The organism is Nocardiopsis synnemataformans (assembly GCF_965343085.1).
Taxonomy (GTDB): Bacteria; Actinomycetota; Actinomycetes; order Streptosporangiales; family Streptosporangiaceae; genus Nocardiopsis; species Nocardiopsis alborubida.
Window position 1 is genome coordinate 36,265 of the sequence record NZ_CBDRFA010000048.1, and the last position, 25,866, is coordinate 62,130.

Consider the following 25,866-nt stretch of genomic DNA (forward strand, 5'->3'; position numbering starts at 1 on the left):
CAGGGCACCGGGACCACGGCGCGGGGCTCAGGACTTGCGGTTCTCGCCCAGCTCCTCCTCGATGGGGTTGACCGGGCGGCTCTCCTTCATCGACTCGGCCATGCCGGGCTTGCCGTGCTCCCTGCGCAGCTGCGCGCGGGCGGACTCGGTGTGCGAGTCCGTCTCGGAGCGGGGCAGGGGCACCGAGCGCAGTACCTCGTTGGCCTCGTTGTACTGGGCGGGCGGCATAGCCCGCAGGGCGCTGAGCAGTTCCTCGTCGGCGCCCGCGTCCAGGGCGTGCGTCACGATCCGGTCCTTGTCCGCGGGGAAGTCCACTTCCCCCAGGACGTCCTGTAGCCCTTCGATGCCACGCTTGACGCTCATCGTCAGTCCCTCCGACTCGTGCGAGGGCCGGGCAGCTCCGCCCCGGTCACCGGGGGCGGACCGCCTGACCCGCGAGGACACTGGGGTCGCCTACCCGGTCGGAGGGGAGCCCAACCGTCGGAGGGAGCGGGGCGTGAGCCCCGCGCGGCGTCCGGCGGGGCGCCGCGGCCCCAGGCCACCACGGTGCGAAACCCCGAGCGGGAACTTCGCACCGCAGCGACCCCACGTCAACCGCCGCGGGCGGCCGGAGACCTCCGCGGCGGAGGGCCTCAGCCCTGCTCCGCGGCCGTTCCCCCACCGGGGCGCAGCAGCGGCATGACCTTCTCACCGAACGCCGCGAGGTCGGCGTGGTAGTCCGGGAAGATCAGCATCAGACCGTCGAGCTCGGCGTACTCCACGATCTCGCGGATGCGTCCGGCCACCGTCTCCGGGGACCCGGTCACGAACGGCGTCTGGAACGCCTCGTCCTCGGGCCGCTCGGAGGTCAGCGACAGGGCCTTGTCCAGGGGCAGGCCCCAGGACCGCTTCATGTTGACCAGCGCGTCGATGTCCGCGCCGCGCCCGTACTCCAGCCGCCGCTCCTCGGCCGCGGCGTCGGTGTCGTCCATGACGACGGTGAGCATCGAGTACGTCTTGATGCCGCGCCCCTCCTTCTGGGCGCGCTCCTTGACGTCGAGGCTGGCGTCGCGCAGGCCGGGCAGGTCCTCCGCGGTCAGGAACGAGCCGTCGCAGTGCCGCGCCTGGAAGTTCAGGCCGGTGTCGGAGCGGCCCGCGCTGATCAGGGTCGGCGCCGGAGCGGGGTGCGGCCGCGAGCGGCAGTCGTCGAGCTTGAAGAACTCGCCGTCGTGGGTGACCGAGTCCTCGGTCCACAGCCGCTTGAGGACGCTGGTCCACTCCTCGGTGTACCGGTAGCGGTCACCGTGGCCGATGTCCTCCCGCCACAGGCCCATCTGGGCGAACTCGTCCACGTAGGAGCCCACCACGATGTTCATCCCGGCGCGTCCGCCGCTGATGTCCTGGAGGGTGGTGTACATCTTGGCGGCGAGGGCCGGGTGGAACAGGTTCGTGTGGACGGTCGCCCACACCTTGACGTGCTCGGTGGCCTCCGCGAGCCCCGACATCATCGTGATCGACTCCAGGGTGCGCCCCCAGTGGTCGGTCGCGCCGTCGTAGCCGCGCCACTTGCCCATGGACATGACGAAGTCGAGTCCGTAGGCGTCGGCGAGGACCGCGGCCTTCTTGTTGTACTCGTACGTCGCCTCCGGGTGCGGTGCGGTCTCCGAGACGATCCACCCCCCGTTGCCGATGGGCAGGAAGATGCCGTACTCGGTTTCGGCGGCCGGAAGCCCGCCTTCTGCTGCCATCCTTGGCTCCTCATTCCACTCTCGGGCGCCGCGTACCGCGGTCGCCCGTGCGCCGCACGGCTCGTGCGCCGCGCCCAGGCGCTCTACGCGCCCGGTGCGCGGCGCCGGGCCGCGCGGTCCTGCTTGTGTGCCGTGTCCGGCCCTACTCGCTGGGCCAGTCCACCTCGGTGGCCACGTGCACGGCCTCCAGGTAGCGGGGGTCGAACAGGGGCTCCAGGTCGGGCAGCTCGTCCAGCTGACCGTTGTCGATGAGGGTCTGGCCCTCGGACTCGGTCAGGCCCAGGTCGATGTAGCCGGGGGTGGAGTCGTCGGGCGTGGAGGCGGTCACCAGCTGCTGCTCGGCGTTCCAGATCCGCAGGTTGTGCTCGGTGTCGTATCCGGCCTCGGCCAGTTCGGCGGCGTAGCCGACGCACTCCTCGCCGTTCTCCTGGCAGTAGTCGAAGGCCTGGGCGATCGCGCGCAGGTAGTCCTCGACCACCGTCCGGTTCTCCTCGGCCCACACGGGGTTGGTGGCCATCACGCCGAACGAGCCCACGACCCCGTAGTCCTCGGGGAGCCACTCGTTGTACTCCTCCTCCATGTCGGACAGGAGGAAGGGCTCGTTGGAGCGGAACGCGGTGAGCGCCTGCACCTGGTCGCGCGGCAGCACGCTGGGGTCGTAGCCGACCTCGACGATGTCGATGGAGTCCATGTCCACGCCGTCGGCGACGAGCATGGCCTCCAGCGGCGCGGGGAGCATGCCCTTGTGGCCGAGGGTGGTGCCCTCCAGGTCCTTGAGCTCCTCGATGCCGGTGCCGGTCAGCAGGCTGGCGATCGGGACGTGCCCGTAGGTGGAGACGCCGATGACCTCGTGCCCGGCGTCGTTGGCCTGGAGGACCTCGGCCTCGTTGCCCAGGGAGGTGAAGTGGGCGGTGCCGGCCGACACCAGCTGGGAGTTGCCGATGGTGTCGCCGCTGCCGGGCTGGATCTCCACGTCCAGGCAGACGGCCTCGAAGTAGCCGAGGGCGTCCGCGGCGATGGCCTCCAGGATGGAGACCGAGGCCTGGTACTGGTAGCCGGTGATGTAGGTGATCGTCCCGGCGTCGCGGTTGGTCTGGCAGCGCTCCTCGTCGATGACGGTGGCGACCTGGTCCTCGTCCTCGGCGGCCTCCCCTCCGCTGCACGCGGCGGTGAGGAGGAGGACCGATGCCGCGGCGGCGGCCGCGAGGGAGCGTTGGCGCCGGGGACTGGGGCGGTGGGGCGGATTGGTCATGGGGGTTCCTTAGGAGGTGGTGCGCTGCTGGGACTCGTGCCAGAACAGCAGTCTGCGTTCGAGGACGGTGATGAGTGCGAGCATCAGCACGCCCATGACGGCCAGACAGGCGACGGCCGCGTAGACGTACTCCAACCGGGCGGTCGCGGCCGAGTTGCGGATCATCGTGCCGAGCCCGCTTGAGGACCCGGCGGCGACGAACTCCGCGACCACGGCGCCCACGATGGACAGGGGGAACACCACCCGCAGAGCGGCGAGGGTGTAGGGGAGGCTGCTGGGGATACGCAGCCGGAGCAGCACCTCCAGGCGGGAGGCGTGCAGGGTGGAGAAGACGTGCAGGACGGGTCGGGAGACCGACCGCAGCCCCGTGGTCACGTTGATCAGCACCGGGAAGAACGTGATGATCGCGGTCACGATGACCTTGGGGGTCATGCCGAAGCCGAACGCCACCACCAGGGCGGGGGCGATCGCGATGACCGGGGTCACGTTCAGGACGACGGCGAGCGGCATGACCGCGCGCCGCAGCAGCGGGATCTCCGACATCAGCAGGGCCAGGACGAACGCGGTGCCCGCGCCGAAGGCCACGCCCGACAGGGCGATGCTGAGGGTGGCCCAGGCGTTGTTCACGAACAGCAGCGGGTCCTCGACCAGGATCCCCCCGACCTCCGCCAGCGGAGGCAGGAGGTAGGGCTGGTCCTCGGCGGTCGCCGACCAGGCGAAGCCGACGATCACCACCGCCACGGCGGTGGGCAGCCACACGCTGAGCCTGGGGCCGAACCGGCGCCGACGCGCGGCACCGCGCTTCGGGGACGCCTCGCCTCCGGGGCGGGGACGGACGGGTGTGCTGGTGGCCATGGTCTCTCCTCCTCTCACAGGGGAACGAGGTCGTCGGGGGCGGCTCCGGCTTCCCACGCGGACTGCAGGGACGCGCGGACCCGGTCCTCCAGGACGTGCATGTGCGGTCCGGTCACCACGGCCCTGTCGCGGGGACGGGGCAGGTCGACGGGCAGCACCTCGTGCACCCGGCCGGGCCGGGCCGACATCACGACGACGCGGTCGGAGAGCGTGACCGCCTCGCGCACCGAGTGGGTGACGAACACGACCGTCGTGGACATGCGCTCCCACAGGTTCAGGAGCTGGAGCTGAAGCGCCTCGCGCGTGAACTCGTCCAGCGCGGAGAAGGGCTCGTCCATCAGGAGCAGGTCGGGCCGCAGGCCGAAGGCGCGGGCGATGGCCACGCGCTGCTGCATGCCGCCGGACAGCTCGTGCGGGTACTTGCGGGCGGAGTCGTCCAGGCCGACCATGCGCAGCAGCTGGTCCGGGTCCTCGCTGCCCCTGCCAGCCCGGCGGTTGACCCGGGAGGGCAGGGAGATGTTGCGCCGCACGTTCAGCCATGGCAGCAGGGCGGGGGTCTGCGGGACCAGGCCCACGGCCTTGGCCTCGCACATGCGCTTGGGCGTGGAGCCGAAGACGGTGACGTCGCCGCTGTCGTGGCCCTCCAGCCCGGCGACCACCCGCAGCAGGGTGGACTTGCCGCAACCGCTGGGGCCGATCAGGCTGACGAACTCGCCGCGGGGGATGTCCAGGTCGATGCGGTCGAGCGCGGGCCGGTGCGGGTCACCGCCCTCGTAGGTCTTGCTGAGTCCGCGTACTTCGATACGGTCGTCGCTCACGCGGCGTCCCGCCTTCGGTACGCGTGTTCGGTGCGCCGGGCCACGGGCCCTCGGCCCGTCTCCGGCCGTGCTGGACGTGCCATACCTTCTCCTCGGGATGTGTGATCGGATGATTGCACGACGTGTCCTGGCGGTGAATGGGTGCTGGAGGGGCAAAAGCGGGCACGCAGGTCACGGGGGTGTGGCGTCATCGACCGAGGAGGGGGCCGGGCAGCACGGAGCCGGAGCGGGGCGCGAAGCGCGGCGGGAGCGCCGCGGAGCGCGTCGTGGGGCCGCCGGGGGGCGTGGCGGTGTGCGGGCCGGAAGTGCTTGCTATGACGACAGTGCTTGTGATGACGACCGCATGGGGAAGGCCCATGGGACACCCTCCAGATGGCTGTCTCCGGGCATGGGTGCCCGAGGACCTTCGATGGAGAGCGGGTGGAAGCAAGCATGGCGACGGCCCGCGGGAATCTTGACGTGTCGAACGTTAGAGATTGCTGATTAACGCGTTATGAAGCGTTGATCACATACTGATATCGAGTGCCCGAATCCTGAGACGGTCGTCAACCAGGGCGACCGCGATCCGGTGTGAGGCGAAGGCCACGGGCAGCCACGCGCCGCGCCCGAAGAGCTTGGCGAGGGGCTCACCCAGCACCACGAGCGGGCGTGCGTCCGGGAAGTGGCGGTCCCGCAGCCAGGCCAGCTTGAAGGCGTCCGCGATGACCTTGTTGCGCTGGGCCGATTTCATCGGCCCGTGCAGGGGCGAGAACTGGACGAGGACGGTCGGCTGACCGCCGTCAGCGCAGTCGACCCCGACCCGGGTCCCGTCCGCGAGGGTGAACTCCCGGGGGGCGAGATCGACCCCCAGGTACGCGGAGAGTGCCCTGGTGAGCTCGGGATTACCCTCCCGGGCCGATCGGATTATGTCCCCCGATGACGGACTTCTCGCTGAATGCCCCATAGCAAGGAAACTTTAGTGCACATGGGCCCCAGCGGCATCGCGCTTGTCTCGGCGCGCCCCAGGCTGGGGAGGGTGTGGACTCTGTGACCTGCGGTTTTGTGGGAAGCTTCCGTGTTGTGCTTCACATCGGTCTTTCCCGGGCCGAACTCGTGACCGAAGTCCCGTTCCGGTAGGTCCTCTCGGTGCGGTCGGCGTCCGCACGCGCTCCCCGGGGAGCGCGGATATGAACGTATCCCCTGGTCGAAGCGGGTATCGGGGAGAAAAAGCCCGGTAATTTCCCGTGAGAACGCCGTTCGGACAACTCCGATTCACCGCGCGGAGGTCCGCACAGTGGACCGATGGCGGCCGTTGTTCACCCGGTGATGATAGGCGCCGCGGAATGGGCGCGGTTTTCACGGCGCGCCGACGATGGATCCGGGGCCGCGGGGAGCCGTCATGTTCACCGGGGCCGTCCCCCGGGCAGACGGGGATGGCAGGCGTCGCACGAGGAACGCGAGGAGGCGGCGGTGGAGATCGTCCGTGCCGAGCACGTGGCTCGGCTGCTGAGTACGGAGGACGGCGACCCGGTGCTGGTCGTCCACGAGGGACGGGCCGACGTCGTGGAGGAGGCCGACCTCGAAGACCCGCGCGTGCGCGGGGCGCTGCGCGTGATCGGCCGCGCGGACCTGCTGGCGGAGCGCGGCGGCGCGCGACCGGGGCCGGAGGAGATCGAGGCCCTCGCGCGGCGGCTGGACACCGCGGTGCGGAGCCTCGGCGGGTGACGGAAGGGGACCGGCGGCTGACCACCGGTCCCCTTCCGTGTTCGCGGGCGGGGCGGACCCCCGCCGTGCTCCTGGGCGGCGGACATCCGCCGTGTCCCGGACGGAGGGCCCCTTGCGGGGGCCTCAGCCGACGGGTGCCCGGGACCGCGCCCTCCGGGGGCGGAGCCCCCTAACCGGCCGCCTTGGGGTCGTAGGTCTCACCGGTCACCGGGTTGGTGGCCAGGCCGGTGACCGGGTCGTAGTCCACGTCCATGCCCAGGTCCGAGTCGTGGTAGAGCCCGGTCTCGGGGTTGCGCGGCAGCCCCACCTCGGGGTCGATCTCCCAGCCGGTGACCGGGTCGACGGTCGGGACGGGCTCCTCGGAGGGCGCTCCGGACGGCTCCGCGGCCGTCTCGGAGGAGGGGTCGGTCTCGGTGCCGGCCTCGGTGTCGGTCACTGGCTCGGGCTCCTCCCCCGGCGTCTCCTGCTCGCTGACGATCTCGCTCTCGGCGGGCTGCGCGTCCGCGCCGCCCTGCGGGTCGAGCGCGCCCCAGCTCACCAGGGCCAGGACGAGGATGCCCAGGCCGACGCGGTAGTAGACGAACGGCATGAAGCTGTGCGTGGAGATGAAGCGCATCAGCCAGGCGATCACCACGAAACCGACGACACCCGCGATGAGCGTGCCCACGATGGTGGCGCCCCACCCGGCGTACTCGTTCTCACCGATGTCGGTGAGCTTGTACAGGCCCGAGCCGAAGACGGCGGGCAGCGCCAGCAGGAAGGCGTACTCGGCCGCGTCCGCGCGTTTGAAGCCGAGCAGCATGCCGCCGGTGACGGTGCCGCCCGACCGGGAGACGCCCGGGACGAGGGCGAGCGCCTGGAACAGCCCGAAGGTCATGCCGCGGGAGATGTTGAGGTCCTCCAGGGCGCGGTGCTTGCGCGAGTACCTGTCCACGATGCCGAGGATCACGCCGAAGATGATGAGGTTCAGCGCGATCAGACGCAGGTCGCGGAAGACGCTGTCGATCTGCTCCTCCAGGAGCAGACCCAGGACCACGATGGGGATGGAGCCCAGGATGACGTACCAGCCCATGCGCGCGTTGATGTCGCTGCGCAGTTCGCGGTTGACCAGCGACCTGGTCCACGTGGACAGGATCGCCCAGATCCGCTGGCGGAAGTAGATCACCACGGCCAGCTCGGTGCCGATCTGGCTGACGGCCGTGAAGGCGGCGCCGGGGTCGGGCCACCCGAAGAGAGCCGACACCACGCGCAGGTGTCCGCTGGAGGAGATCGGGAGGAACTCGGTCAGTCCCTGGACGAGGCCAAGGATGACTGCTTCGAAGAGGGACACGGCAGAGTCTGCTCCAGCTGCTTCGGTCGCCTCCCTCGGCGGGACGCGGCGACGGTGGACAGGGCACGGCGGGGGCGCGCTCGGGGAAAAGGGGGCGCGCTCGGGAAAAAAAGGGGGTGGTCCAGGAAGCTTACTGAGTACTCCGGGTCGGCGTGGCATCGCCGTGGGACGAAGGACGCCGCCGCCCCGCCTCCGTGGCCGGACGGGCGCGCGCACACGGGCGGGGGCGCGGACCGTACCGGTCGACGGCCTCCGGACACACCGGAAAGGGAATCGCGCACGGAGTTCTCCGGTCCGCCGCCGGGCTGGGGGAACAATCCGGTAAACGCGCCTTCGTCGTGAGAAATCACGGGTGGCGGACATGACGAGTTCTTCGGGCGCGGCCGGGGAACATGGTCAAGTCTTTGCCCTTCGGGGCCGATTGCCTTTTGGATCCTGGGCCGATACGTGGGAGACATGTGTCGTCACCTCACACGACCGTAAGGAAAAGGCAATGCCCTACGGATACGCCGCCAGTTCCGGCGGGACGCTCGCCGTGACCGGGCTCGCCACCGGTTACCTCTGGCTGGTCGTCGCCGGGTTCCTCCTGGTGGTCGCCGGAGCGCTGCTCGTCCGTGTTTCCTTCCGCCGGGACCGGGGGCCGCTGGAGCGATGAGTCCTGCCCTCGCCACCGGAAACGACCGGGACCCGTGGGCCGAGGGCTCGCGGGACGATCCACCACTGCCCACCGCGAGGTGCGCCAGACCCGGCGTGACGGCGTTCCTGGGCATGATCGCGCTCTGCGGGTTCGCCGTCTGGGGGCTGCTCCACGTGGTCGGCGTGGCCGGGGGCTCCGAGGCGAGCCTGGCCGTGGTGTGGCTCGCCTCGTTCCTGCTCCTGTGGTGGGCGCCCCTGGCCTGGCTGGAGCGGCCGATCCGGGCCACGCCCGAGGAGCACGAGGCGCTGGACGCGCTGACCGTCACCGTCCAGATCCCCGTCTACAACGAGGACCCGCTGATCCTGCGCTCGTGCCTGCGCTCGGTCCTCGCGCAGAGCCGCCGGGTGGACCGCGTGCGGGTCGTCGACGACGGGTCCGTGGACGAGTCCACCGGGCGGCCCGTGGACTACGACGGGATCCGCGACTGGTTCCTCGCCCGGGCGGCCGAACTGGGGGTCGAGGCCACCTGGGACCGCACCGAGAACCGCGGCAAGCGGTTCGCCCAGATGCACGTCTTGGCCGAGGACGACGCGGACGTCTTCGTCACCCTCGACAGCGACTCGGTGCTCGACCGCCGCGCCGTGCGGGAGGGGCTGGCGCCCTTCGCCCGGCCGGAGGTGCAGTCGGTGGCGGGTCACGTCCTGGTGCTCAACAGGACGGCGGGCCTGCTCACCAGGCTCACGTGCGTGCTCTACCTGCCGTTCACCCGCGGCCTGCGCAGCGCCCAGTCGGTCCTGCGCCGGGTGACGATCAACTCCGGCACGCTGGCCTTCTACCGGGCCGAGACGGTCCGCGCGTGCGCGGGGGCGTACGAGAACGAGCACTTCTGGGGCCGTCCCATGCAGATGAACGACGACTCCATGCTCACGTTCTACGCGCTGCTCCGGGGCGACACGGTGCACCAGCCGTCCGCGATCGTCTTCACCCTCGTCCCGGAGCGGCTGCGCCACTACTTCGGCCAGCAGCTGCGCTGGATGCGAGGGACGACGGTGCGCCACCTGTGGTGGCTGCGGTACATGCCGGTGGGCGGCGTGGTGTTCTGGGGGACGGTGACCGAGTACCTCCACCTGGTCCTGTCCTACGCGCTCCCGCTGCTCATCCTGCTGGACGACGGCCTGCGCCAGCAGTGGGGGACCATCGCCGCCGCCGCGTTCCAGATCGGCCTGGCGATCAACTACATCATGGCCCTGCGGCTGTTCACCGTCCGCAGGAGCGATGAGTCCGGGGGCTACCTGCTCCTGCTGTACCTGCTCTCGCCGCTGGCCGCGCTGTGGCGCCTGGTCGTCCTGCGGCCCCTGTACCTCTACGCGATGCTGACGTGCCGCAGGATCGCCCGCTGGGGGACCAGGGAGGGCGTCGAGGTGGCCCTCCGAGGCCGCCCGGCGTGAGAGCGGGCCCGCGGGGCGCGGGTCCGCCGGACACGTCTACGGCCGTGCGCCAGGGGAGAGTTCCCCGATCAGTTCCTCGACGCGCTCCCTGATCTCGTCGCGGATGGGGCGGACGGCAGCCACGCCCTGTCCGGCGGGGTCGGGCAGGGTCCAGTCGAGGTAGCGCTTGCCGGGGAAGATGGGGCAGGTGTCGCCGCAGCCCATGGTCACGCACACGTCGGAGGCCTCGACGGCCTCGACGGTGAGGATCTTGGGCTGTTGGCCGGTGATGTCGACGCCGACCTCGGCCATGGCCTCGATCACGGCGGGGTTGAGCGCGTTGGCGGGCGCGGACCCGGCGGAGCGGACCTCCACGCGGTCCCCGGCCAGGTGGGACAGCCAGGCGGCGGCCATCTGGGAGCGGCCCGCGTTGTGGACGCACACGAACAGGACGGACGGCTTGGCGGGACTGGACATGGTCATTCGCCTCTGCTTCTTCTCGGTGGTGGACGTGCGCCGCCGGGAACCGGATCCCGCGCGGCCGGAGGAGAGGACCCGAATTCCCTCGGGGCCGCCCGGGCGGCCCGCCGCGGTCGCGTGTGCGTGCGGGGAAGGAAAAGGCGTCGGGCCCGGATGTCAACCGATTCCCCGGGAGGGGGAGGGAGGCCGACGACTTATCAGCAACAACTGATGGGATACTATCAGTGGATGCTGATATCAGTCGATACTGACCTCATGAGGGCTCTGGGAGACCCGCTCCGGCTGCGGATCGTGACCCTGCTCGCCCAGGAGACCCTGTGTACGACGCACCTGGTCGAGGAGACCGGGGCGCGCCAGACCAACCTGTCCAACCACCTGCGGATCCTGCGCGAGGCGGGGGTGGTGGAGACCGAGCCCTGCGGCCGGTTCACCTACTACCGGCTGTGCCCGGACCGGATCGAGGACCTCTCCGAGACCCTGGCCGGGCTCGCCGCCACCGCCCGCTCCAGCGGTGCCGCCGCGAACAGGAGGCCCTGCTGATGTCCGCCGCCGACAGGGCCGCCGGAACCACCGACCCCCCGGTCGCGGGTCGGCTGTCCACACTCGACCGGTTCCTCGCGGTGTGGATCCTGCTCGCCATGGCCGTGGGCCTGGGCCTGGGGCGCCTGGTCCCCGGACTGGACGCCTTCCTGGCCGCCATGGAGGTCGGCGGGATCTCCCTGCCCATCGCGCTCGGCCTGCTGGTCATGATGTACCCGGTGCTGGCCAAGGTCCGCTACGACCGCCTGGACACCGTCACCCGCGACACCCGGCTGCTGGTCTCCTCGGTCGTGGTGAACTGGGTCGTCGGCCCCGCGGTGATGTTCGCGCTGGCCTGGATCTTCCTGGCCGACCTGCCCGAGTACCGCACCGGCCTGATCATCGTCGGCCTGGCGCGCTGCATCGCGATGGTCATCATCTGGAACGACCTGGCCTGCGGCGACCGCGAGGCCGCCGCCGTGCTGGTCGCGCTGAACTCGGTCTTCCAGGTGCTGGTCTTCGGCCTGCTGGGCTGGTTCTACCTGGACCTGCTGCCCGGGTGGCTGGGTCTGGACACCGGTGGACTGGACGCCTCCCCCTGGCTCATCGCGCTCAACGTGGTGATCTTCCTCGGCGTCCCGCTGGCGGCGGGGTTCCTCACCCGCCGGATCGGCGAGCGGCGGATGGGCCGCGAGCGCTACGAGTCGAACTTCCTGCCCCGGATCGGCCCGTGGGCGCTCTACGGCCTGCTGTTCACCATCGTGCTGCTCTTCGCCCTCCAGGGGGACCGGATCACCAGCCAGCCGCTGGACGTGGTGCGCATCGCGGTGCCGCTGCTGGCCTACTTCGTCATCATGTGGTTCGGCACCTTCGCCTTCGGCAAGGCGATCGGGATGGACTACGGCCGCACCACCACGCTGGCCTTCACGGCGGCGGGCAACAACTTCGAACTGGCCATCGCGGTGGCCATCGCCACGTTCGGGGTGGCCTCGGGCCAGGCCCTGGCCGGGGTGGTGGGTCCGCTGATCGAGGTGCCGGTGCTGGTGGGGCTGGTGTACGTGTCCTTGGCCTGGCGCAGGCGGTTCGCGCCGGCGCGGCGGTAGGGGTCGCCGGAGCGCGCGGGCCCGCCCCTGACCGCGGACCCGCACGGACTCCGGCGCTCCGGCCCCGGATCCGTCCGGTCGGGGACGGACCCGGGGCCGGTCACCGCGACCGGCCGAGCAACCGCCGCACGACGTGACGGGCGTCCCGTCCCGGCCGACTCCGCGCAGGGCGGCCGAGGAGAAGCGGGGGTGGGTACAGGGGCAGGCTGTCGTAGTAGTGCGGCCACGAGCCACCCGGCCGGTCGGCCGCCTCCAAGGCGAGGGGGCGCAGACCGCGCCGGTTGGCGGCCCAGGCGGTGGCCAGGCCCGCCTGGTCGGTGCCGATGACGGCGAGGGGAACGTCTTCCATGACGAGGGTTCCCTGGTTCGTGTGAGGACGCACCCATCACAGGGGGAGGTTCAGGAAGGGGTGGGAACCCGCTCGGCGCGGGTGGCCAGGGCGGTCAGCGCGCCGAGTGCCGCCAGGGCTCCCAGCGCCGCGAACGCCGCCGGATAGCCGCCCAGTGGACCGGCCAGGGCGGCGCCCGCCCAGGGCGCGACCGCGATGGCCAGCATGAGCGGGGTGTGCATGAGGCCGTTGAGGGCGGCGTAGTGCTCCGTTCCCCACCTATCGGACACCGCGGTGGCCTGGAGGAGGGTGAGGATGCCGCGTGCCATACCCGCCAGCACCGCGATGGCCAGGACCAGCCCCAAGGGTCCCGGTGCCAGTGCCAGGAGAAGGGTGGTCACCGCGCAGGCACCCAGCACGGCCACGGCGCGCGCCACCGGGCCGGCCCACCGTTCCAGGGGCGCGTAGACCAGGCGGCCGAGCACCTGTCCCACACCGCCCACACCCAGCGCCCAGGCCGCTTCCGTCGTGCCGAAGCCCTGTTCCTCCAGCAGGGGAACGATGTTGACCACGACCGCGTAGACGGTGAAGGACCCCAGGGCCAGAGCCGTCGTCAAAGCCCAGAACGCCCGACCGCGCACGACGGCACGCGCGCTCTGCCCCCGGTCGCCCCGGTGTCCGACACCTCCTGAGCTCCAGCCTCGTGGCAGGGCGAAGGCGTGCAGGGGCACCACCACGACCAGGAGCACGGCCGCGAGCACCAGGTAGGCACCACGCCACCCCCAGGCTCCTTCCAGGAACGCGGTCAGGGGAGCGAAGACGGTGCTGGCCAGCCCGGCGGCCAGGGTCAACGCGGTCAGGGCGCGCACCCGGCCCTCGGTGAACCAGTGCGTCAGGGCGGCGAAGGCCGGAGGGTAGAACAGTCCGGCCATCGCGGCTCCGGCCACCAGCCAGCCGGCGGCGAAGATCCACGGGTTCGGGGCCAGGGCGATGGCGGCCACGGCGGGAGCCGCGAGCAGGGCCGCCGCCGTCATCGCCGGGCGCGGGCCCCGGGCCTGGAGCCAGCGCCCCGCCGGGATACCCACCAGTCCCGCGATGACCTGAGAGGCGGAGAACAGCGCGGTCACCGTGGTCAGGGACCATCCGGTGTCGGCGGTGATGGACGGAGCCAGGACGGGGAAGGCGTAGAACAGCACCCCGTAGCTGGTGGTGACGGTGACGCACAGGGCCACCAGGCCCCGGCGAGCCCCGGCCACTTGCGCGGCCGGGGCACCGCTGAGGACACGATCGGTCGATGACGTCACTGCTGCCGGGCCGAAGCGGTCAGCTCGGCCTCCTGGGCGCTGGCCCCTCCGCGGCAACCACCATCCACCTGGGCGGGTTCCTCAGCGCAGGGCGCCTGCCGCTCGAGGGAGAGCAGGGGAGCCGAGGAGACCGCCAGGTCACCACAGCAGCCGCCCTCCTGCTTCGCGGGCTCCTGCGCGGTCTCGGGTACGGGTCCACAACCGCCGCTCCCGGCCGCCGCGTCCGGCGCCTCGGACAGGCCTCCGCCGCTACACACCCCCGTCTCGGGCAGGACCAGCTCCACCCGTGCCGCGCTCTCGTGGTCCCCGGCCAGGTGTGCGGCGATGCTGCGCACCTGCTCGTAGCCGGTCAGGGCCAGGAAGGTCGGGGCGCGCCCGTAGGACTTCATCCCGGCCAGGAAGAACCCCTCCTCCGGGTGGGAGAGCTCGGCGGCGCCGTGGGGGTAGACGGTGCCGCAGGAGTGCTGGTTGGGGTCAATGAGCGGGGCGAGTTCCACCGGCGCCTGGAGGGCGGGGTCCAGGCCGAGACGGACCTCGGACAGGAAGGACAGGTCGGGGCGGAACCCGGTGAGGGCGACCACCTCGTCCACGGGCTCCAGCGCCCGGCCGTCCTCGTCGACCAGCACGAGACGCCCGTCCCGCTCCGTGCGGACCTCGGCGGTACGGAATCCGGTGACCACCTCGACGTGCCCGGCCTCGACCGCCGCCCGCGCCCGCTGTCCCAGGGCGCCGCGTGCGGCCAGCTGGTCGGCCGCGCCGCCGCCGAAGGCGTCACCGATCTCCTCGCGGCGCAGTACCCACACCGCCTTCGTTCCCGGGTGTTCCCCGGCCAGCGCGGCCAGGTCGGCCAGGGCGGTCAGCGCCGAGTGCCCGCGCCCGACCACGGCCGTGGTGCGGCCCGCGTGGCGCGCGCGGACGACGGGGTCGGCCAGGTCGGGGACACGGTGGGTCAGGTGTGCGGCCGCGGCGGTTTCGCCCAGCGCGGGCAGGCCGTCGCCGCCCATCGGGTTGGGTGAGGCCCAGGTGCCCGAGGCGTCCACGACCGCGCGGGCCAGGACCCGCTCCTCGCCCCGGTCGGTGCGCAGGCGCACGGTGAAGGGCTGCTTCTCGCGGTCGGTGTCCACGACCCGGTCCCGGCCCAGGCGGCTCACGCCGGTCACCTCGGCGCCGAAGCGGACCCGCTCTCCCAGGGCCTCGGCCAGGGGAGCGAGGTAGGCCTCGGCCCACTCGCGGCCGGTCGGGTAGCCCGCGTCGTCCGGGCGCTGCCAGCCGGTGGTGGTGAGCAGCCTCTCCGCCGCCGGGGCGACCAGGTCGCGCCACATCGAGAACAGGCGCACGTGCCCCCACTCAGCCACCGCCGCCCCGGCGGAGTCCCCCTTCTCCAGGACCAGGACCGGAAGGTCGCGTGCGACCAGCTCCGCGGCTGCCGCCAGTCCTGCGGGTCCGGCTCCGATCACCACGACGGGACGCTCATCGCCCATGACACACCTCTTTCATCGACTGGTGTCTATGGAACGGGACTCTATCGATACCCACCGATGGACGCAACCATAGATGATGGTCGATAATGTGAGGCATGACCGTGACGCAGCCCGAGCACACCGCACCCGCACTGCCCCAGTCCGACGCCGAGACCTACGCCGCCTGGTTCGCCTGCCTGGCCGAACCCATGCGCGTCCAGCTCCTGCACGCCATCGCCACCACCCCCGGCTCGGTCAGCGTGGGACAGCTCGCCGAGATGGTGGAGGTCCGCCAGCCCACGGTCTCCCACCACCTGCGCAAGCTCGCCGACGTCGGGTTCGTGACCCTCACCAAGGTGGGCACCTCCACCCGGGTGGCGGTCAACCCGGCCTGCTGCACGGGCCTGCCGCACGCCGCCGACGCCGTCATGGGGATGCTCAACGCGCGGCCGTGCTGCCCCACCGACCTGCCCGCCGACGTCACCACCCGCGCCATGACCGATGCCGACCTGCCCGAGGTGCACCGCATCTACGCCCAGGGCATCGCCACCGGCCACGCCACCTTCGAGACCGAGGCGCCCGCCGTCGAGGACCTGGAGAACAAGTGGGTCTCGGGGCACCGTTGGGTCGCCGAACTCGACGGGGCCGTGGTGGGCTGGGCCGCCGCCTCACCCGTCTCCGTCCGCGAGGTCTATGCCGGGGTGGCCGAGACCTCGGTCTACGTCGCCGAGGGCGCGCGCGGCCGGGGCGTGGGAAAGGCGCTGCTGTACCGGCAGGTCACCGAGGCCGACACTGCCGGACTGTGGACCCTGCAGACCTCGATCTTCCCCGAGAACCGCGCCAGCCTGGCCCTGCACCACCAGGCGGGCTACCGCACCGTGGGCGTGCGCGAGCGCGTCGCCCGCCACCACGGGGTCTGGCGCGACACCGTTCTGCTGGAGCGGCGGCGTCCCGAGGAGGGCGTCGAGCCCGGCGAGGTCCCCTGCGCCGACGGTTCGGGCTGCTCACCCGCCTGACCCCGGGGCCCGGACGCCGACCGCGGCATGCGGAGCCCGACCTGCTCGCCCGCCTGGCCCCGGCAGCGCACCCCACCCCGCTGGTCGGACTCGCCCTCGTCCACAACGAATACCGGGTTGCTCGTGGTTTCCAGAAAAGCTTTTCCGGCCTGGTTCGGGAACAGCGGAATGTCCCTCGGCCAGTGGGCGGCGTGCGGAGCGACCGGTCTGCTCATCGCGAGCAGCCTCACCGCCTACGCGGGCTACCGCGACGCCCTGGGCATCGAGACCGAGCAGGTCGACACCGACGCCTGGGGTGAGCGCCCCGACCAGGTGGAGGGGGTCCACAACATCCTGTTGCTCGGCGGGGACAACGAGTCCCAGGGCAGACGTCCCGACGTCCTGGTCGTCGTCAACGTCAACGTGGACAGGGGTGCCGTGACCATGGTCAACCTGCCGCGTGACCTGATCGTGGACATCCCCCCGTGTGAGCCGGTGGACGGGTCCTCCGGATGGCCCGGCGGTCCGCAGCAGCTCAACCACGCCGCGTCCTACGGCGGTCTGGACTGTCTGGGCAACACCGTGGAGAAGACCACGGACATCCGCCTGGACCACATGGTGATGGTGGACTTCGCCGGGTTCGAGACCATCGTGGACACCCTCGGCGGCGTCGAACTGTGCATTCCCGAGCCGATCGACGACCCCAAGGCCCACCTGGAACTGGACGCGGGAGTGCAGACCCTCGGCGGCCGGGAGGCGCTCGGACTGGCCCGCTCCCGCGACAGCACCGAGTTCAAGGACGACATGGGGCGCATCCAGAGCCAGCAGCGGTTGATCGGCGCCATCCTGCGCGAGGTCACCAGTGGTGAGACCCTGTCCAGCCCCACCACCCTCTACGACTTCCTGGGCTCGGTCACCGACAGCATGGTGACCGACGACGGGTTCACGGTGGACAAGATGGCGGAGCTGGCCATCGCCATGCGCGAGGTCGACCTGAGCCGGGTCACCATGGTCATGGTGCCGGTCGTGAACTCCCTGACCCACGAGTACAAGGTGGAACCCGAGGAACCCCAAGCCGGTGAGCTCTTCGCCGCGGTGGCCGCCGGTGAGGTGCTGCCCGGGGAGGAGGGCGACGACGGCGCAGAGGAGCCCGCGGAGGAGGACAGGCCCGCCGACCCGGAGGAGCCCGCCGTGGAGCCCGCGGACGTGTCCGTGCGGGTGGTCAACGGCACGGGCGTGACCGGTCTGGCGGGCCAGGTCGGGTCGCTCCTCGGAGAACGCGGATTCGACGTCACCGGCGTCGGCGACCCCGCCGAGGGCGTTCCCGCCGTCACCACGGTCTACCACGGCCCCGACCAGCGGGCGCATGCCGAGGAGTTGGCCTCGGTACTCGCCAATGCCCGGCTGGAGGAGGCCGCTGGCCTCGGTGGGGAACTGGAGCTGGTGATGGTGCCGCAGGACTGGGACGGGTTCGCCGACTCCGGTTCCGGTTCCCACTCCGGTGAGGACGGGGACGCGGGAGCGCTGGCCGGACTGGACACCGCGTCCGCGGCCGAGGACGGAGCCGTGTGCTGAGGGGTGCTCTCACCGTCGGGTGAGGTGCTCCTCGTCGGCAAAAGCTCTGGCAGCGACTCGGGGCAAGGAGCCACAACTCACTTTGCTCCAGCAAACAGAGGTCTACTGAGACAGCCCCCGCCCGAACTCGGCGCCGGTCCCGTCCAACCCCAGTGTGGCGCCGCCGAAGGTCAGCGAGCCCTGTCCGGTGAGGCCGTCGGCGGTGGCGTAGAGCAGGGTGATGGCACCGTTGCCGGTGTTCTCCCCCGGCACTCCGGCCACCAGGTCCCGGTACCCGTCACCGTTCACGTCGATCAACGTCACCTCCGCACCCATCTCATCCCCGGCCTCGGACACCCCCGCCACGTCCGGGGAGTCCTGGGTGAGGGACTGCTCGCGCCCGTCCAGCCAGTTCGGGCCGCCGTAGAGCACGTCCACCCCGCCCGCGTCAGCCCCGCCGCCGGAGGCCTGCACGGTGGTGTCTCCCAGCACGATGTCGGCGTAGCCGTCGTTGTCGATGTCGCCCACAGCGACCGCGTCAGAGCCCAGCTCTTCGTCCAGTTCGGTGCCCTGCGTGGCCAGGCCTTCAGCCGAGCCCGCCAGGATCCGGGTGGTATGACCGTTGCCGGGTGCAGCTACCACGTCGGCGTAGCCGTCCGCGTTGACGTCTCCGGCTGCGATCACTGCGGTGGAATCGTCCAGGGTGAGGGGCTCGTTGAGCGGTCGGGGGGTCAGGCCGTCGGCCGAACCGGAGAACACCGACACATCTCCCGCTTCGTCCTCGCCCTGGCGGGAGCTGGAGACCACCAGGTCCAGGTGGCCGTCGCCGTCAATGTCAGCGGTCTCCACCGCTTGGACGGTGTCCCCGGGGCTGGGGGTGGCCAAGAACGCGCTTACCGAGGGGTCATCGGCCTCGCTCAGGTCGGCGCGGCCCGACAGGACCACGACGTGGTCCTGGGCGCTGATGGCCACGTCGACGTAGCCGTCGCCGTCGAGGTCACCGACCGCCAGGGCATGGCCGAAGCCGGTGTCACCCCGCTCCTGGCGGGGCGAGTGCAGACCGATCGCGGTCTCGGATACCCCGTTAGTGGAGCCGAAGACGATCTGGACCAGACCGGCGTCGGTGTGTTCCTCGACGTCCTCGTCCGGGGCGGCGACGATCAGGTCGGCGTAGCCGTCGCCGTCCACGTCGGCCGAGCGCAGCACCTCGCCGAACCGGTCGCCTGTCTCCGGTGAGCCGGGAACTCCGTCCGAGTCCTGGTCGACCCGCGAGCCCGCGCCGGTGTCCACACCGCCCGACCCGCCGGGAACCACCGCGACGTAGCCGCCACGTACACCGTTGCCGCCCACTCCTTCGGGAGCGCCGACGAGCAGGTCCGCGTAACCGTCCCCGTCCACATCGTTGGGAAGAGCGGTTCCGGCATGCGCGACGCTGACGGCCAGGGGGAGGACCAGTGCGGTACAAGCGGCCACGGTGGAGGCCGCAGCAGCAGAAGGAAGAACTTTCCTCATTGTATTCCTTAATGCAGACACGAGAACTCGGATACGGACAATCCCAATACGCTAAAAATTAGATCACATTCCAAAGCCATTGCCCGACCATGGAGGTTAATTCAATGCCCACCAGAAAGACAGAGAAAACCAAATGACGCCAAAATCGCACAATCACTTCCCCTGGCGCCTCCAAAGATATATCCAGGTTTGCGCCAGAGTGGAGGCAAGATTTTTTATCTACTTGGCACTTCGTTTCCTTGGCCACGGTTGCGCACACGCGCCCAGAGAATGACTTTTGGAAGTATCCAAATAACAGAGAAGACGGCAGCCATTACGGTGAACCCGATCGCCGGGTTCTCCTGGCCGGACAGCCCAGTCCACACAGCCACCGCAAGCATCATCAACGGAACCAAGATCAGACCGATGATGAGAGTTCGCTAGTCGTGACTGGTGGGATTTCCCGGAAACTCCTTGTACCCCATTGGAAGGAGAAACCTGGCCCTGGCCAATCGTTCGATGAAATCAGGTGATGACCGATGGAACACGCGTCCCTCCGTTCGCGCCTCTGGCTTAGCCAGTGCCCATCATCTGGACTTTCTCACGAATACGAGGCATGCGACCCCTTGCGCGTCCGCCCAGAATTCGCCTTGCCGATCCTGAAAGCAGAAGCCCTCCAAGTCCCAGCTATCATCTCCGCCTTCTTTTCATTTTGAAAAGTAGATACCATTTTGGGGCAGACATCAAGAGAACACAGAATGCAATAAGGACGACACTCAGAACTCCGCCTGCGATGCTGTCTCTCCAGTAGACAGACATCAGCCCAAGCGCCGCGAGCGGGGGTACAGCCATCAAGGGGATGACAGCCATGGTTCGCACGTCTTTGATGGAGGAGTTCTCGGTCAGGCGCTCGCCAGTAGCTTTCGGTGTGAGAAACGGGCTGGTAGCGAGCGCCGTCATCATACGACCGAACCTTGATCGCTCTTGTTGCATGTACGCATCCATTTCATGTCCGTAGCGGGGAGGCTGGTTTTCGAGTGAGTCTTCTACCAGCCTCCCCGCTCCAGAGGCACCTATGCCGTAAGAAGGTTGAAAGCCAGCCCGCCCCACATACCAGGACCAGGCGGGAGCGGCCCGGTAAGGGCGCCACCTGCGGCTCCCCAGGCAGCGGACTGCGCGACTTGGCTGCCTGACCCTCCTGCTAGACCAGCACCTGCGGCTCCTCCTGCGGCGCCAACAACAGCACCGGCTGCCATCATCGCTCCGGCGCACGCGATGGTTATGCCACAGGAGACCGCGACGGCGGCGAAGCCGAGCCCGGCAAGCGCCGCGCCAAGGTTGCCCGCCTCGGAGGCCGACATCAGTCCGAGAGGGTCGGTGTTGTTGATCGGGTCGCCCATGCCGTAGGCGTAGTTGTTCATCTCCTGCCGGGACGGATCCGGCTGGGTGAAGTTGAGCGTGTTCGTGTCATAGAACCGGTATCCCAGATGCACCGTGCCGTCCTGGAACTGGTACGCGCCGGTGAACCCGAAGGGGTTCAGCGACGCCGCCCGGCTCTGGTCGGAGGCGTCCACGGACCGCTCACCGAAGGGCGTGTAGTCATAGACCACGTCCGGGCTCTCGGCTTCGGATCCTTCGGCGGTGATCGCGAGCACCGTGTTCTGGTGGTCGGTGGTGAAGTGGAACCGCTCGTTGCCGTCCCAGGCCACCATGGAGATCAGCTCGCCGTTGGCGTCGCGCACGAAACTGGTGCGCTCGCCCTCAGCGGCGACGTTGGTGACACCCAGGGCGGTGTTGGACAGCTGACGGTCGATCCGCTCGCCCCCGTGCACGTCGGTGATCCCGCGCATCTGGGTCTGGTTGGTGGTGTCGTAGCTGATGCTGGTGGCCAGGTCCGCGTCCTCGTCCGCGGTCAGGAACTGGTTGGTGAGGCTGTACTCCAGCACCCGGCCGCCCCGGGAGGTCATGTTCCCGGCCTCGTCATGGCCCACGTCCACACCGCGGGCATCGGTGACCTGGTCGGCGTCGTTGTAGGCCAACTCCTCCCCATCGGCGCTGGTGAGGTTCCCGGCGTCGTCGTAGGTGTAGTCGATCTCGCCGTTGCTGGTCAGGCGGTCCAGCCCGTCGTAGGTGAAGGTCTCGGTGTCGCCGTCGATGGTGCGGGACTGCAACTGGTCGCTGTCCTCGCCCTCGCTGGTGGTCCAGGAGTAGGAGGCCTCCAGCAACGTCTGCTCGGCCGCGCCGGTGGTGGTGATGGACGTCAGGCGCCCGGAGTCGTCGTAGGTGCGGTCCTCGCTGGCCCTGTCGGGGTGGGTGATGTTGGTGCGCTGGTTGTTCTCGTCGTGGTTGAAGGTGGTCTCGGCGCCGGTGTGGTCGGTCAGTGAGGTCAGCCGGAACGCGGCGTCGTATTCGTAGGTGGTGGTCTTGTCGTGTTCGGTGAACGCGGTCAGGTTGCCGACCGTGTCGTAGGCGTAGGTGGTGGTCTCGCTTCCGCCTGAGTCGGTGCGCACGCTTTCGAGCAGGTCGCCGCGGTCGTTGTAGGTGAACTCCACGCTGGCCTGGTCGGTGTGGGTCGCCGTTTGGCGGCCGTTGCCGTCGTATTCGAGGGCCTGCAACACCTGCCCGTCATGGGAGACGGACACGACCCGGTCCAGGCGGTCGTAGCCGTAGGTCAGCCTCACCCCGTTGCCGTCGGTGACCGAGGTGGTCCGCGACAGCGCGTCGTAGGTGTAGGACGTCTGGCCCATGGGGCCCGGCTCGGACATGCCGGTCATGTTGCCGACGTCGTCATAGGAGTAGGTGGTGCGGTTGCCGCGCGCGTCGGTGGCCGAGGAGACGGTGCCGTTGTGGTGGTAGTTCATCGCGGCGACCGTGATGTCCTCGGCCTCGGAGCGGGCCCGCACCATGTTCCCGGCCTCGTCGTAGGTGAAGGAGAGCTCGTTGCCGTCCGGGCCGGTGAAGGAGGTGGGTTTGGCCGGGTTGACGGCGTCGCCGTAGCCGACCGAGGTCTGGGCGCCGGTGGGCAGTTCGGTGCCGATGAGGTTGTTGGCGTCGTCGTAGTCGTAGGTGACCGAGGCCTGGAGGGCGTCGGTGGTGGTGGCGATGTCGGAGTTGGCCGTCCATTCCTGGGAGCGGGTGTTGTCGACCTGGTCAGTCGCCGAGGTCTGGCGGCCCTGGTCGTCGAACTCCAGGGTGGACTCGCCACCACCCGGGTCGGTGACGGTGGTCTGGCCCTCTTCGTGGTCGTAGGACCAGGTTGCGCCGTCTTCCTCGGTGGGTTCGGTGAAGGAGGTGACCCGTCCCTGGGCGTCGTAGGACAGCTCCCAGGTGGCACCCTCGGCGTCGGTGATGGAGGTGAGGTAGCCGCCGGTGTAGCCGAAGGCGATCTCGTTGCCGGCCCGGTCGGTCAGGCTGCTGGGATGTCGGGTGGAGTCGTTGGCGTAGGTGTAGGCCACCGCGGTTTCACCGGTGGGGTCGGTGATCTGGGTGGGCCGGTGCTCGTCCCAGGACAGGGAGGTGGTGCGGCCCTGGGAGTCGTTCACGGCGGCCAGGTCACCATTGGTGGTGTAGCGGAAGTCGTTGGTGTTGCCGTTGCGGTCGGCGTGGGTGATGGCCCACCCGTTGGCGTCGAAGTGCCAGACCTCGTCGGCGAATTCACCGCGGGTGTAGGTCAGTGCGTAGTGGCCATTGGACAACTCGGTCAAGGTGGCGTTCAGCCCGGCTGGGGAGTCGAACTCACCGTCCTCGTTCTCCATGAACTCATCGCACGATCCGGTAGGGCCGTGGAAGGCCACCCGGTCGGACTCGAACTTCAACCCGATGTCGCGCCCGTAGGAGAGCTTCCACTGGGTGTTGAGGTCGCGGGAGTTGTAGACGCTGTTGAGACCCATGTGCACACCGGTGCCGCGGATGGTCATGTCGCGGTGGCGGATGACGGCGTTGCCGCTGTCCAGGTTGATGTCCACGTCCAACCGGTCGCTGATCTGGTGGCGCTCCATCGGATACCACGAGGCCAGGCCCAGGTTCTCCTCGCCCGAGGAGCAGGACCAGTCCGGGCTGCGCTGGTTCTCGGCTCCGCCGTCCTCGGTTCCGGGCGGGGTCCAGGGCTCCTCGGGTGGCTCCTGTCCCACCACCTCGGTGGTGGCCTCGCCGGGTTCCCAGATGTCAGGAACGGGGACGGTGCGGTCGGCGGGGGAGTGGGGGTCGGTGTCGGCCAGGGCCGGGGGTGCGGACAGCAGCCCCAGAAGGAGGGTGGAGGCGGCCGTCGCGGCTGCCAGGGGCCAGGGGATGTGCCTTCTCACGAGGGGGATCGCTCCCAGGGTAGGGATGTGCACGGGGAACACCCGGACAGACGGCCCTGGTCTGAGGATCCGTTTCCGGGTGGCTCAGGCACGGTGACGTTACGTTCAGCGACACCAAGAGCGCCATGAGCCCAGCGTGAAGAGTGTGACCCTGGGTGAGAGGGACCTTCGGAAAGTTTGATGGCGGGAGAAATGGAGACTGCCTGCGTTGATGCAGGTGAACGGGAGCATCCGAGGGAAGACCACGTTTCATACGTCAGATGTTGGATCTGTGCCCTGCGGTACCCAGTGGCCGGAACCGGCCTCGACGACAACAGTTGTCTCAAGGCAACAAGACGCTCTACTTCTCGTGCTCTAGCTGAAGCATTCTGAGAATGGTTGCGCCTTCGGGGTGGCCTTAGGGCATCGACGCTGAATCGGCCCCGCTATAATTGTCGATGAAAGGTTAAGAAAATAACTGGCAGAGTAGGCCCCCAGGGGCTCGAACCCTGAACCCACGGATTAAAAGTCCGCGTGCGTGCGGGCGTTACGCCCAGGTATGCGGGGTTTCGTTCCGACCCGTCCGGGCAACGGTGTCCCGGTGCGTGCCACCGGATCCCGCCCCGTGTCACCCTGTCCCGGAACAGCCGAGCAATCCCCGAGCATTTCCTACGAACAGCGAGGCACGGATCAAGTCCGTTGGCGACTCGAAGAGGTCGAGCGAGTACCTGGACCAAGCTCGGTCCAACCCCGATTGCCGGTGTGGTCGGACGGCGGGACAGCCGTGGGGCACGACTTGCTGACCACGTACTTCGGCACGATCTGCCGTGTCGGTGCATGGAGGTGACGCGTGCGAACCCTGGTGAAGGAGAACGGTCGGCTCAGACGGACGAGGAGCACACGCACGTGTAGACCGTATGAATCGGCACAGGACACCACCACGGCCAACGCGGGCCCGACCGTGAGCGCTGGTATTCCGTCGCGGTAGCTTCAGGGCATGGACGGGACCGAGGACGACCGTGGCCGCTGGGTGGTGCACGGTGAGCGCACCCTGTACGACAACCCGTGGGTGAAGCTGGGCAAGGCCGACATCACCACACCCTCAGGCACCAGGTTCGAGCACCACACCGTAACCCTGCCCTCGGCGGCGGTGATCGCGATCCTGGACCAGGCCGAGGAACACGTTCTGATGAGCTACCGGCACCGGTTCGTGCCCGACGTGTGGGGGTGGGAGCTGCCCGGGGGACTCCTGGACCCCGACGAGACGCCGGAGCGGACCGCTGTCCGGGAGGCGTTGGAGGAGACCGGGCACCGGGTGGGTTCGGTGGAGCATGTGGCCACGTTCGAGCCGATGATCGGCACGGTCCGCAGCCCCCATCACGTCTTTGTCGGACGTGACGCCGAACTGGTCGCGGACCCGACCGAGTTCGACGAGGGCGTTTATGAGTGGGTGCCCCTGACCAAGGTCCGCGGCCTGATCGCGGAGGGGCGGGTGCAGAGTTCGGGCACTCTCATCGCCCTACTCCACCTGCTCGCCTCCTGACAGCGCCCCGGGTTCCAGTAGCCGGGCCAGCCGAACACGTTGGCGGATTGAACCGGAACGCTTGGACAACTCGGCGGCGCACCGTGCCTGGCTGCGGGCCTGAGTCAGGTCGCCGTGGGCGGCGTAGGCCATGGCCAGGTCGGTGCGCAGGCCCGCCTCAGCGCGTCCCAGTCCCAGGGACGCGATATCTTCCAACGCCCGGGTGAGGTCCTCGATCGCCTCGGGCTCCCCCAGACGCGCCAGGCAGTGGCCCCGCCAGCGCAGCAGGTGGGTCTGGTCCAGCATGAGGAACGGCAGCGCGGGGTCGTCCGGGTGTGGGGGAAGCAGAGCGAAGGCCCGTTCCAAGGCCCTCTGGGTCTCCACTCCCTGCCCCAGGGAGGCATGCACTTCTCCTTCGGCGGCCCACAGCCACGAGCGCAGCAGCGCGGGCAGGGAACCGTGTCCGTTGGTGTGTACGGCTCTGAGTACGGTGAGTGCTTCCTGTCCCCGGCCGCTGTCCAGGAGCACGTAGATCTGTTCGGCACTCACGTGGGCCAGGACGACTAGGTCTGCGCTCTCGCGAGCCGCTGCCTTGGCGATCTCGTAGTAACGCCAAGAGGTGGCAACCTGTCCCGCGTCGAGGGCCTGCCATCCGGTCAGGGACGCTGCCTCGGCCAAGACCCTGGCCAGGCCGCGCCGCATGGTTCCCGGGATCGAGTGGTGTAAGAGCTCGTCCATCTGCTGGACATGGGCCTGGCTCTGCGCCAGGAGGTAGTGAGCGCCCAGTTTGCGGTCGATCAGGCGCAGGTTCTGCGTCTGCTCCTCGAACAAGCGGATGAGGGCTTGGTCGATGGAGGCGACCTCCAAGCGCTCCTGCACCTGGTCATCGAGAAGTGATGAACTCAGTGCGTCCGAAAGGACGGTGGCATCGCCGGTAACGGACTTCTCCGTGTTCGCGAGCGGTTGTCGGGGTGCCAGCCCGAGGAGGACTCGTGAGGGGCCGGGCATGTCGAGCCCGTCGGCTATCCGCTCGATCAACCGCAGTGAACTGACCGTGCGCCTGCCGCTCAGGATCTCACC

At 69.6% G+C, this 25,866-nt stretch carries 22 protein-coding genes; 8 read left to right on the forward strand and 14 right to left on the reverse strand.

The window, feature by feature from the left end; all coding sequences use genetic code 11:
• Positions 1 to 27: 27 nt before the first annotated feature.
• The 6 genes from ACSIH6_RS24970 to ACSIH6_RS24995 all read right to left on the reverse strand — a co-directional run bounded on the left by ACSIH6_RS24970 (position 28) and on the right by ACSIH6_RS24995 (position 5,382).
• Entirely contained in the window at positions 28 to 363 is a 336-nt protein-coding gene (locus tag ACSIH6_RS24970; RefSeq protein WP_150251172.1) for a DUF2795 domain-containing protein, read from the reverse strand.
• A gap of 269 nt (positions 364 to 632) precedes the next feature.
• On the reverse strand, positions 633 to 1,727 hold the full coding sequence (locus ACSIH6_RS24975; protein WP_435110746.1) for an LLM class flavin-dependent oxidoreductase: 1,095 nt from the start codon (positions 1,725 to 1,727) through the stop codon (positions 633 to 635).
• A 142-nt stretch (positions 1,728 to 1,869) separates the two neighbouring features.
• Positions 1,870 to 2,979 (reverse strand): ABC transporter substrate-binding protein, encoded by a 1,110-nt coding sequence (locus ACSIH6_RS24980; RefSeq protein ID WP_435110747.1) that lies wholly within the window; start codon positions 2,977 to 2,979, stop codon positions 1,870 to 1,872.
• Between the two features lie 9 nt (positions 2,980 to 2,988).
• On the reverse strand, positions 2,989 to 3,834 hold the full coding sequence (locus ACSIH6_RS24985; protein WP_435110748.1) for an ABC transporter permease: 846 nt from the start codon (positions 3,832 to 3,834) through the stop codon (positions 2,989 to 2,991).
• Between the two features lie 14 nt (positions 3,835 to 3,848).
• Positions 3,849 to 4,652 carry an ABC transporter ATP-binding protein gene (locus ACSIH6_RS24990; RefSeq protein WP_435110749.1) on the reverse strand — a complete coding sequence of 268 codons (804 nt, stop codon included), beginning with the start codon at positions 4,650 to 4,652 and terminating at the stop codon, positions 3,849 to 3,851.
• A gap of 505 nt (positions 4,653 to 5,157) precedes the next feature.
• Positions 5,158 to 5,382, reverse strand: a complete 225-nt coding sequence (locus tag ACSIH6_RS24995) for a hypothetical protein (RefSeq protein WP_435110750.1) — start codon at positions 5,380 to 5,382, stop codon at positions 5,158 to 5,160.
• Positions 5,383 to 6,101: 719 nt separating this feature from the next.
• On the opposite strand from ACSIH6_RS24995, the gene ACSIH6_RS25000 reads away from it, so the two are divergent.
• A complete protein-coding gene (locus tag ACSIH6_RS25000; protein WP_435110751.1) occupies positions 6,102 to 6,356 on the forward strand; it encodes a hypothetical protein in 255 nt (84 codons plus the stop codon).
• A 169-nt stretch (positions 6,357 to 6,525) separates the two neighbouring features.
• Here ACSIH6_RS25000 and ACSIH6_RS25005 read toward each other — a convergent pair whose 3' ends face one another.
• Positions 6,526 to 7,686, reverse strand: a complete 1,161-nt coding sequence (locus ACSIH6_RS25005; protein WP_435110752.1) for an undecaprenyl-diphosphate phosphatase — start codon at positions 7,684 to 7,686, stop codon at positions 6,526 to 6,528.
• Positions 7,687 to 8,179: 493 nt separating this feature from the next.
• On the opposite strand from ACSIH6_RS25005, the gene ACSIH6_RS25010 reads away from it, so the two are divergent.
• Together ACSIH6_RS25010 and ACSIH6_RS25015 are read left to right on the forward strand one after the other, a co-directional pair.
• Entirely contained in the window at positions 8,180 to 8,341 is a 162-nt protein-coding gene (locus ACSIH6_RS25010) for an LPXTG cell wall anchor domain-containing protein (protein ID WP_150256259.1), read from the forward strand.
• Complete coding sequence (locus tag ACSIH6_RS25015) at positions 8,338 to 9,771, forward strand: glycosyltransferase (RefSeq protein WP_435110753.1); 1,434 nt, start codon at positions 8,338 to 8,340, stop codon at positions 9,769 to 9,771. Before ACSIH6_RS25010 ends, ACSIH6_RS25015 begins: the two co-directional genes overlap by 4 nt.
• A 36-nt stretch (positions 9,772 to 9,807) precedes the next feature.
• Here the strand turns inward: ACSIH6_RS25015 and ACSIH6_RS25020 are convergent, their stop codons facing one another.
• Positions 9,808 to 10,227: an arsenate reductase ArsC gene (locus ACSIH6_RS25020; RefSeq protein WP_435110766.1), complete on the reverse strand. Its 420-nt coding sequence runs from the start codon at positions 10,225 to 10,227 to the stop codon at positions 9,808 to 9,810.
• 258 nt (positions 10,228 to 10,485) lie between these two features.
• Here ACSIH6_RS25020 and ACSIH6_RS25025 point away from each other — a divergent pair, with 258 nt between their 5' ends.
• Positions 10,486 to 10,770 carry an ArsR/SmtB family transcription factor gene (locus ACSIH6_RS25025; RefSeq protein ID WP_435110754.1) on the forward strand — a complete coding sequence of 95 codons (285 nt, stop codon included), beginning with the start codon at positions 10,486 to 10,488 and terminating at the stop codon, positions 10,768 to 10,770.
• A complete protein-coding gene (arsB, locus tag ACSIH6_RS25030; protein ID WP_435110755.1) occupies positions 10,770 to 11,852 on the forward strand; it encodes an ACR3 family arsenite efflux transporter in 1,083 nt (360 codons plus the stop codon). Before ACSIH6_RS25025 ends, arsB begins: the two co-directional genes overlap by 1 nt.
• A 100-nt stretch (positions 11,853 to 11,952) precedes the next feature.
• Here the strand turns inward: arsB and ACSIH6_RS25035 are convergent, their stop codons facing one another.
• The 3 genes from ACSIH6_RS25035 to ACSIH6_RS25045 are packed head-to-tail and all read right to left on the reverse strand — an operon-like array spanning position 11,953 to position 14,965.
• Positions 11,953 to 12,201 carry an NAD(P)-binding protein gene (locus ACSIH6_RS25035; protein WP_435110756.1) on the reverse strand — a complete coding sequence of 83 codons (249 nt, stop codon included), beginning with the start codon at positions 12,199 to 12,201 and terminating at the stop codon, positions 11,953 to 11,955.
• A 50-nt stretch (positions 12,202 to 12,251) separates the two neighbouring features.
• Positions 12,252 to 13,436 carry an MFS transporter gene (locus tag ACSIH6_RS25040; protein ID WP_435110757.1) on the reverse strand — a complete coding sequence of 395 codons (1,185 nt, stop codon included), beginning with the start codon at positions 13,434 to 13,436 and terminating at the stop codon, positions 12,252 to 12,254.
• A 44-nt stretch (positions 13,437 to 13,480) separates the two neighbouring features.
• Entirely contained in the window at positions 13,481 to 14,965 is a 1,485-nt protein-coding gene (locus ACSIH6_RS25045) for an FAD-dependent oxidoreductase (protein WP_435110758.1), read from the reverse strand.
• 95 nt (positions 14,966 to 15,060) lie between these two features.
• Here ACSIH6_RS25045 and ACSIH6_RS25050 point away from each other — a divergent pair, with 95 nt between their 5' ends.
• Both ACSIH6_RS25050 and ACSIH6_RS25055 read left to right on the forward strand, forming a co-directional pair.
• Positions 15,061 to 15,960: a helix-turn-helix domain-containing GNAT family N-acetyltransferase gene (locus tag ACSIH6_RS25050; protein WP_435110759.1), complete on the forward strand. Its 900-nt coding sequence runs from the start codon at positions 15,061 to 15,063 to the stop codon at positions 15,958 to 15,960.
• 168 nt (positions 15,961 to 16,128) lie between these two features.
• Positions 16,129 to 17,514, forward strand: coding sequence for an LCP family protein (locus ACSIH6_RS25055; protein WP_435110760.1), 1,386 nt, complete (start codon positions 16,129 to 16,131; stop codon positions 17,512 to 17,514).
• A gap of 102 nt (positions 17,515 to 17,616) precedes the next feature.
• Here the strand turns inward: ACSIH6_RS25055 and ACSIH6_RS25060 are convergent, their stop codons facing one another.
• Together ACSIH6_RS25060 and ACSIH6_RS25065 are read right to left on the reverse strand one after the other, a co-directional pair.
• Entirely contained in the window at positions 17,617 to 19,005 is a 1,389-nt protein-coding gene (locus ACSIH6_RS25060; protein WP_435110761.1) for an FG-GAP repeat domain-containing protein, read from the reverse strand.
• 1,052 nt (positions 19,006 to 20,057) lie between these two features.
• Complete coding sequence (locus tag ACSIH6_RS25065; protein WP_435110762.1) at positions 20,058 to 23,285, reverse strand: RHS repeat-associated core domain-containing protein; 3,228 nt, start codon at positions 23,283 to 23,285, stop codon at positions 20,058 to 20,060.
• Positions 23,286 to 24,261: 976 nt separating this feature from the next.
• Between ACSIH6_RS25065 and ACSIH6_RS25070 the strand changes: the two genes are divergently transcribed.
• Complete coding sequence (locus ACSIH6_RS25070) at positions 24,262 to 24,807, forward strand: NUDIX hydrolase (RefSeq protein ID WP_435110763.1); 546 nt, start codon at positions 24,262 to 24,264, stop codon at positions 24,805 to 24,807.
• Here the strand turns inward: ACSIH6_RS25070 and ACSIH6_RS25075 are convergent.
• Positions 24,784 to 25,866 (reverse strand): NsdA family TPR-like regulatory protein (locus tag ACSIH6_RS25075; RefSeq protein WP_435110764.1); only part of this gene is annotated, 1,083 nt, incomplete at its 5' end. The two genes, ACSIH6_RS25070 and ACSIH6_RS25075, sit on opposite strands and share 24 nt — an antisense overlap.

Bases quoted from the DNA above. Each gene is read 5' to 3' on its own strand.
- ACSIH6_RS25050 (WP_435110759.1), top strand. From the start codon at position 15,061: ATGACCGTGACGCAGCCCGAGCACACCGCACCCGCACTGCCCCAGTCC.
- ACSIH6_RS25020 (WP_435110766.1), bottom strand. From the start codon at position 10,227: ATGTCCAGTCCCGCCAAGCCGTCCGTCCTGTTCGTGTGCGTCCACAAC.
- ACSIH6_RS25015 (WP_435110753.1), top strand. From the start codon at position 8,338: ATGAGTCCTGCCCTCGCCACCGGAAACGACCGGGACCCGTGGGCCGAG.
- ACSIH6_RS25070 (WP_435110763.1), top strand. From the start codon at position 24,262: ATGGACGGGACCGAGGACGACCGTGGCCGCTGGGTGGTGCACGGTGAG.
- ACSIH6_RS24970 (WP_150251172.1), bottom strand. From the start codon at position 363: ATGAGCGTCAAGCGTGGCATCGAAGGGCTACAGGACGTCCTGGGGGAA.
- ACSIH6_RS25010 (WP_150256259.1), top strand. From the start codon at position 8,180: ATGCCCTACGGATACGCCGCCAGTTCCGGCGGGACGCTCGCCGTGACC.
- ACSIH6_RS25055 (WP_435110760.1), top strand. From the start codon at position 16,129: ATGTCCCTCGGCCAGTGGGCGGCGTGCGGAGCGACCGGTCTGCTCATC.
- ACSIH6_RS25060 (WP_435110761.1), bottom strand. From the start codon at position 19,005: ATGAGGAAAGTTCTTCCTTCTGCTGCTGCGGCCTCCACCGTGGCCGCT.
- arsB (WP_435110755.1), top strand. From the start codon at position 10,770: ATGTCCGCCGCCGACAGGGCCGCCGGAACCACCGACCCCCCGGTCGCG.
- ACSIH6_RS25045 (WP_435110758.1), bottom strand. From the start codon at position 14,965: ATGGGCGATGAGCGTCCCGTCGTGGTGATCGGAGCCGGACCCGCAGGA.
- ACSIH6_RS25035 (WP_435110756.1), bottom strand. From the start codon at position 12,201: ATGGAAGACGTTCCCCTCGCCGTCATCGGCACCGACCAGGCGGGCCTG.
- ACSIH6_RS24975 (WP_435110746.1), bottom strand. From the start codon at position 1,727: ATGGCAGCAGAAGGCGGGCTTCCGGCCGCCGAAACCGAGTACGGCATC.
- ACSIH6_RS24980 (WP_435110747.1), bottom strand. From the start codon at position 2,979: ATGACCAATCCGCCCCACCGCCCCAGTCCCCGGCGCCAACGCTCCCTC.
- ACSIH6_RS25025 (WP_435110754.1), top strand. From the start codon at position 10,486: ATGAGGGCTCTGGGAGACCCGCTCCGGCTGCGGATCGTGACCCTGCTC.
- ACSIH6_RS24985 (WP_435110748.1), bottom strand. From the start codon at position 3,834: ATGGCCACCAGCACACCCGTCCGTCCCCGCCCCGGAGGCGAGGCGTCC.
- ACSIH6_RS24995 (WP_435110750.1), bottom strand. From the start codon at position 5,382: ATGAAATCGGCCCAGCGCAACAAGGTCATCGCGGACGCCTTCAAGCTG.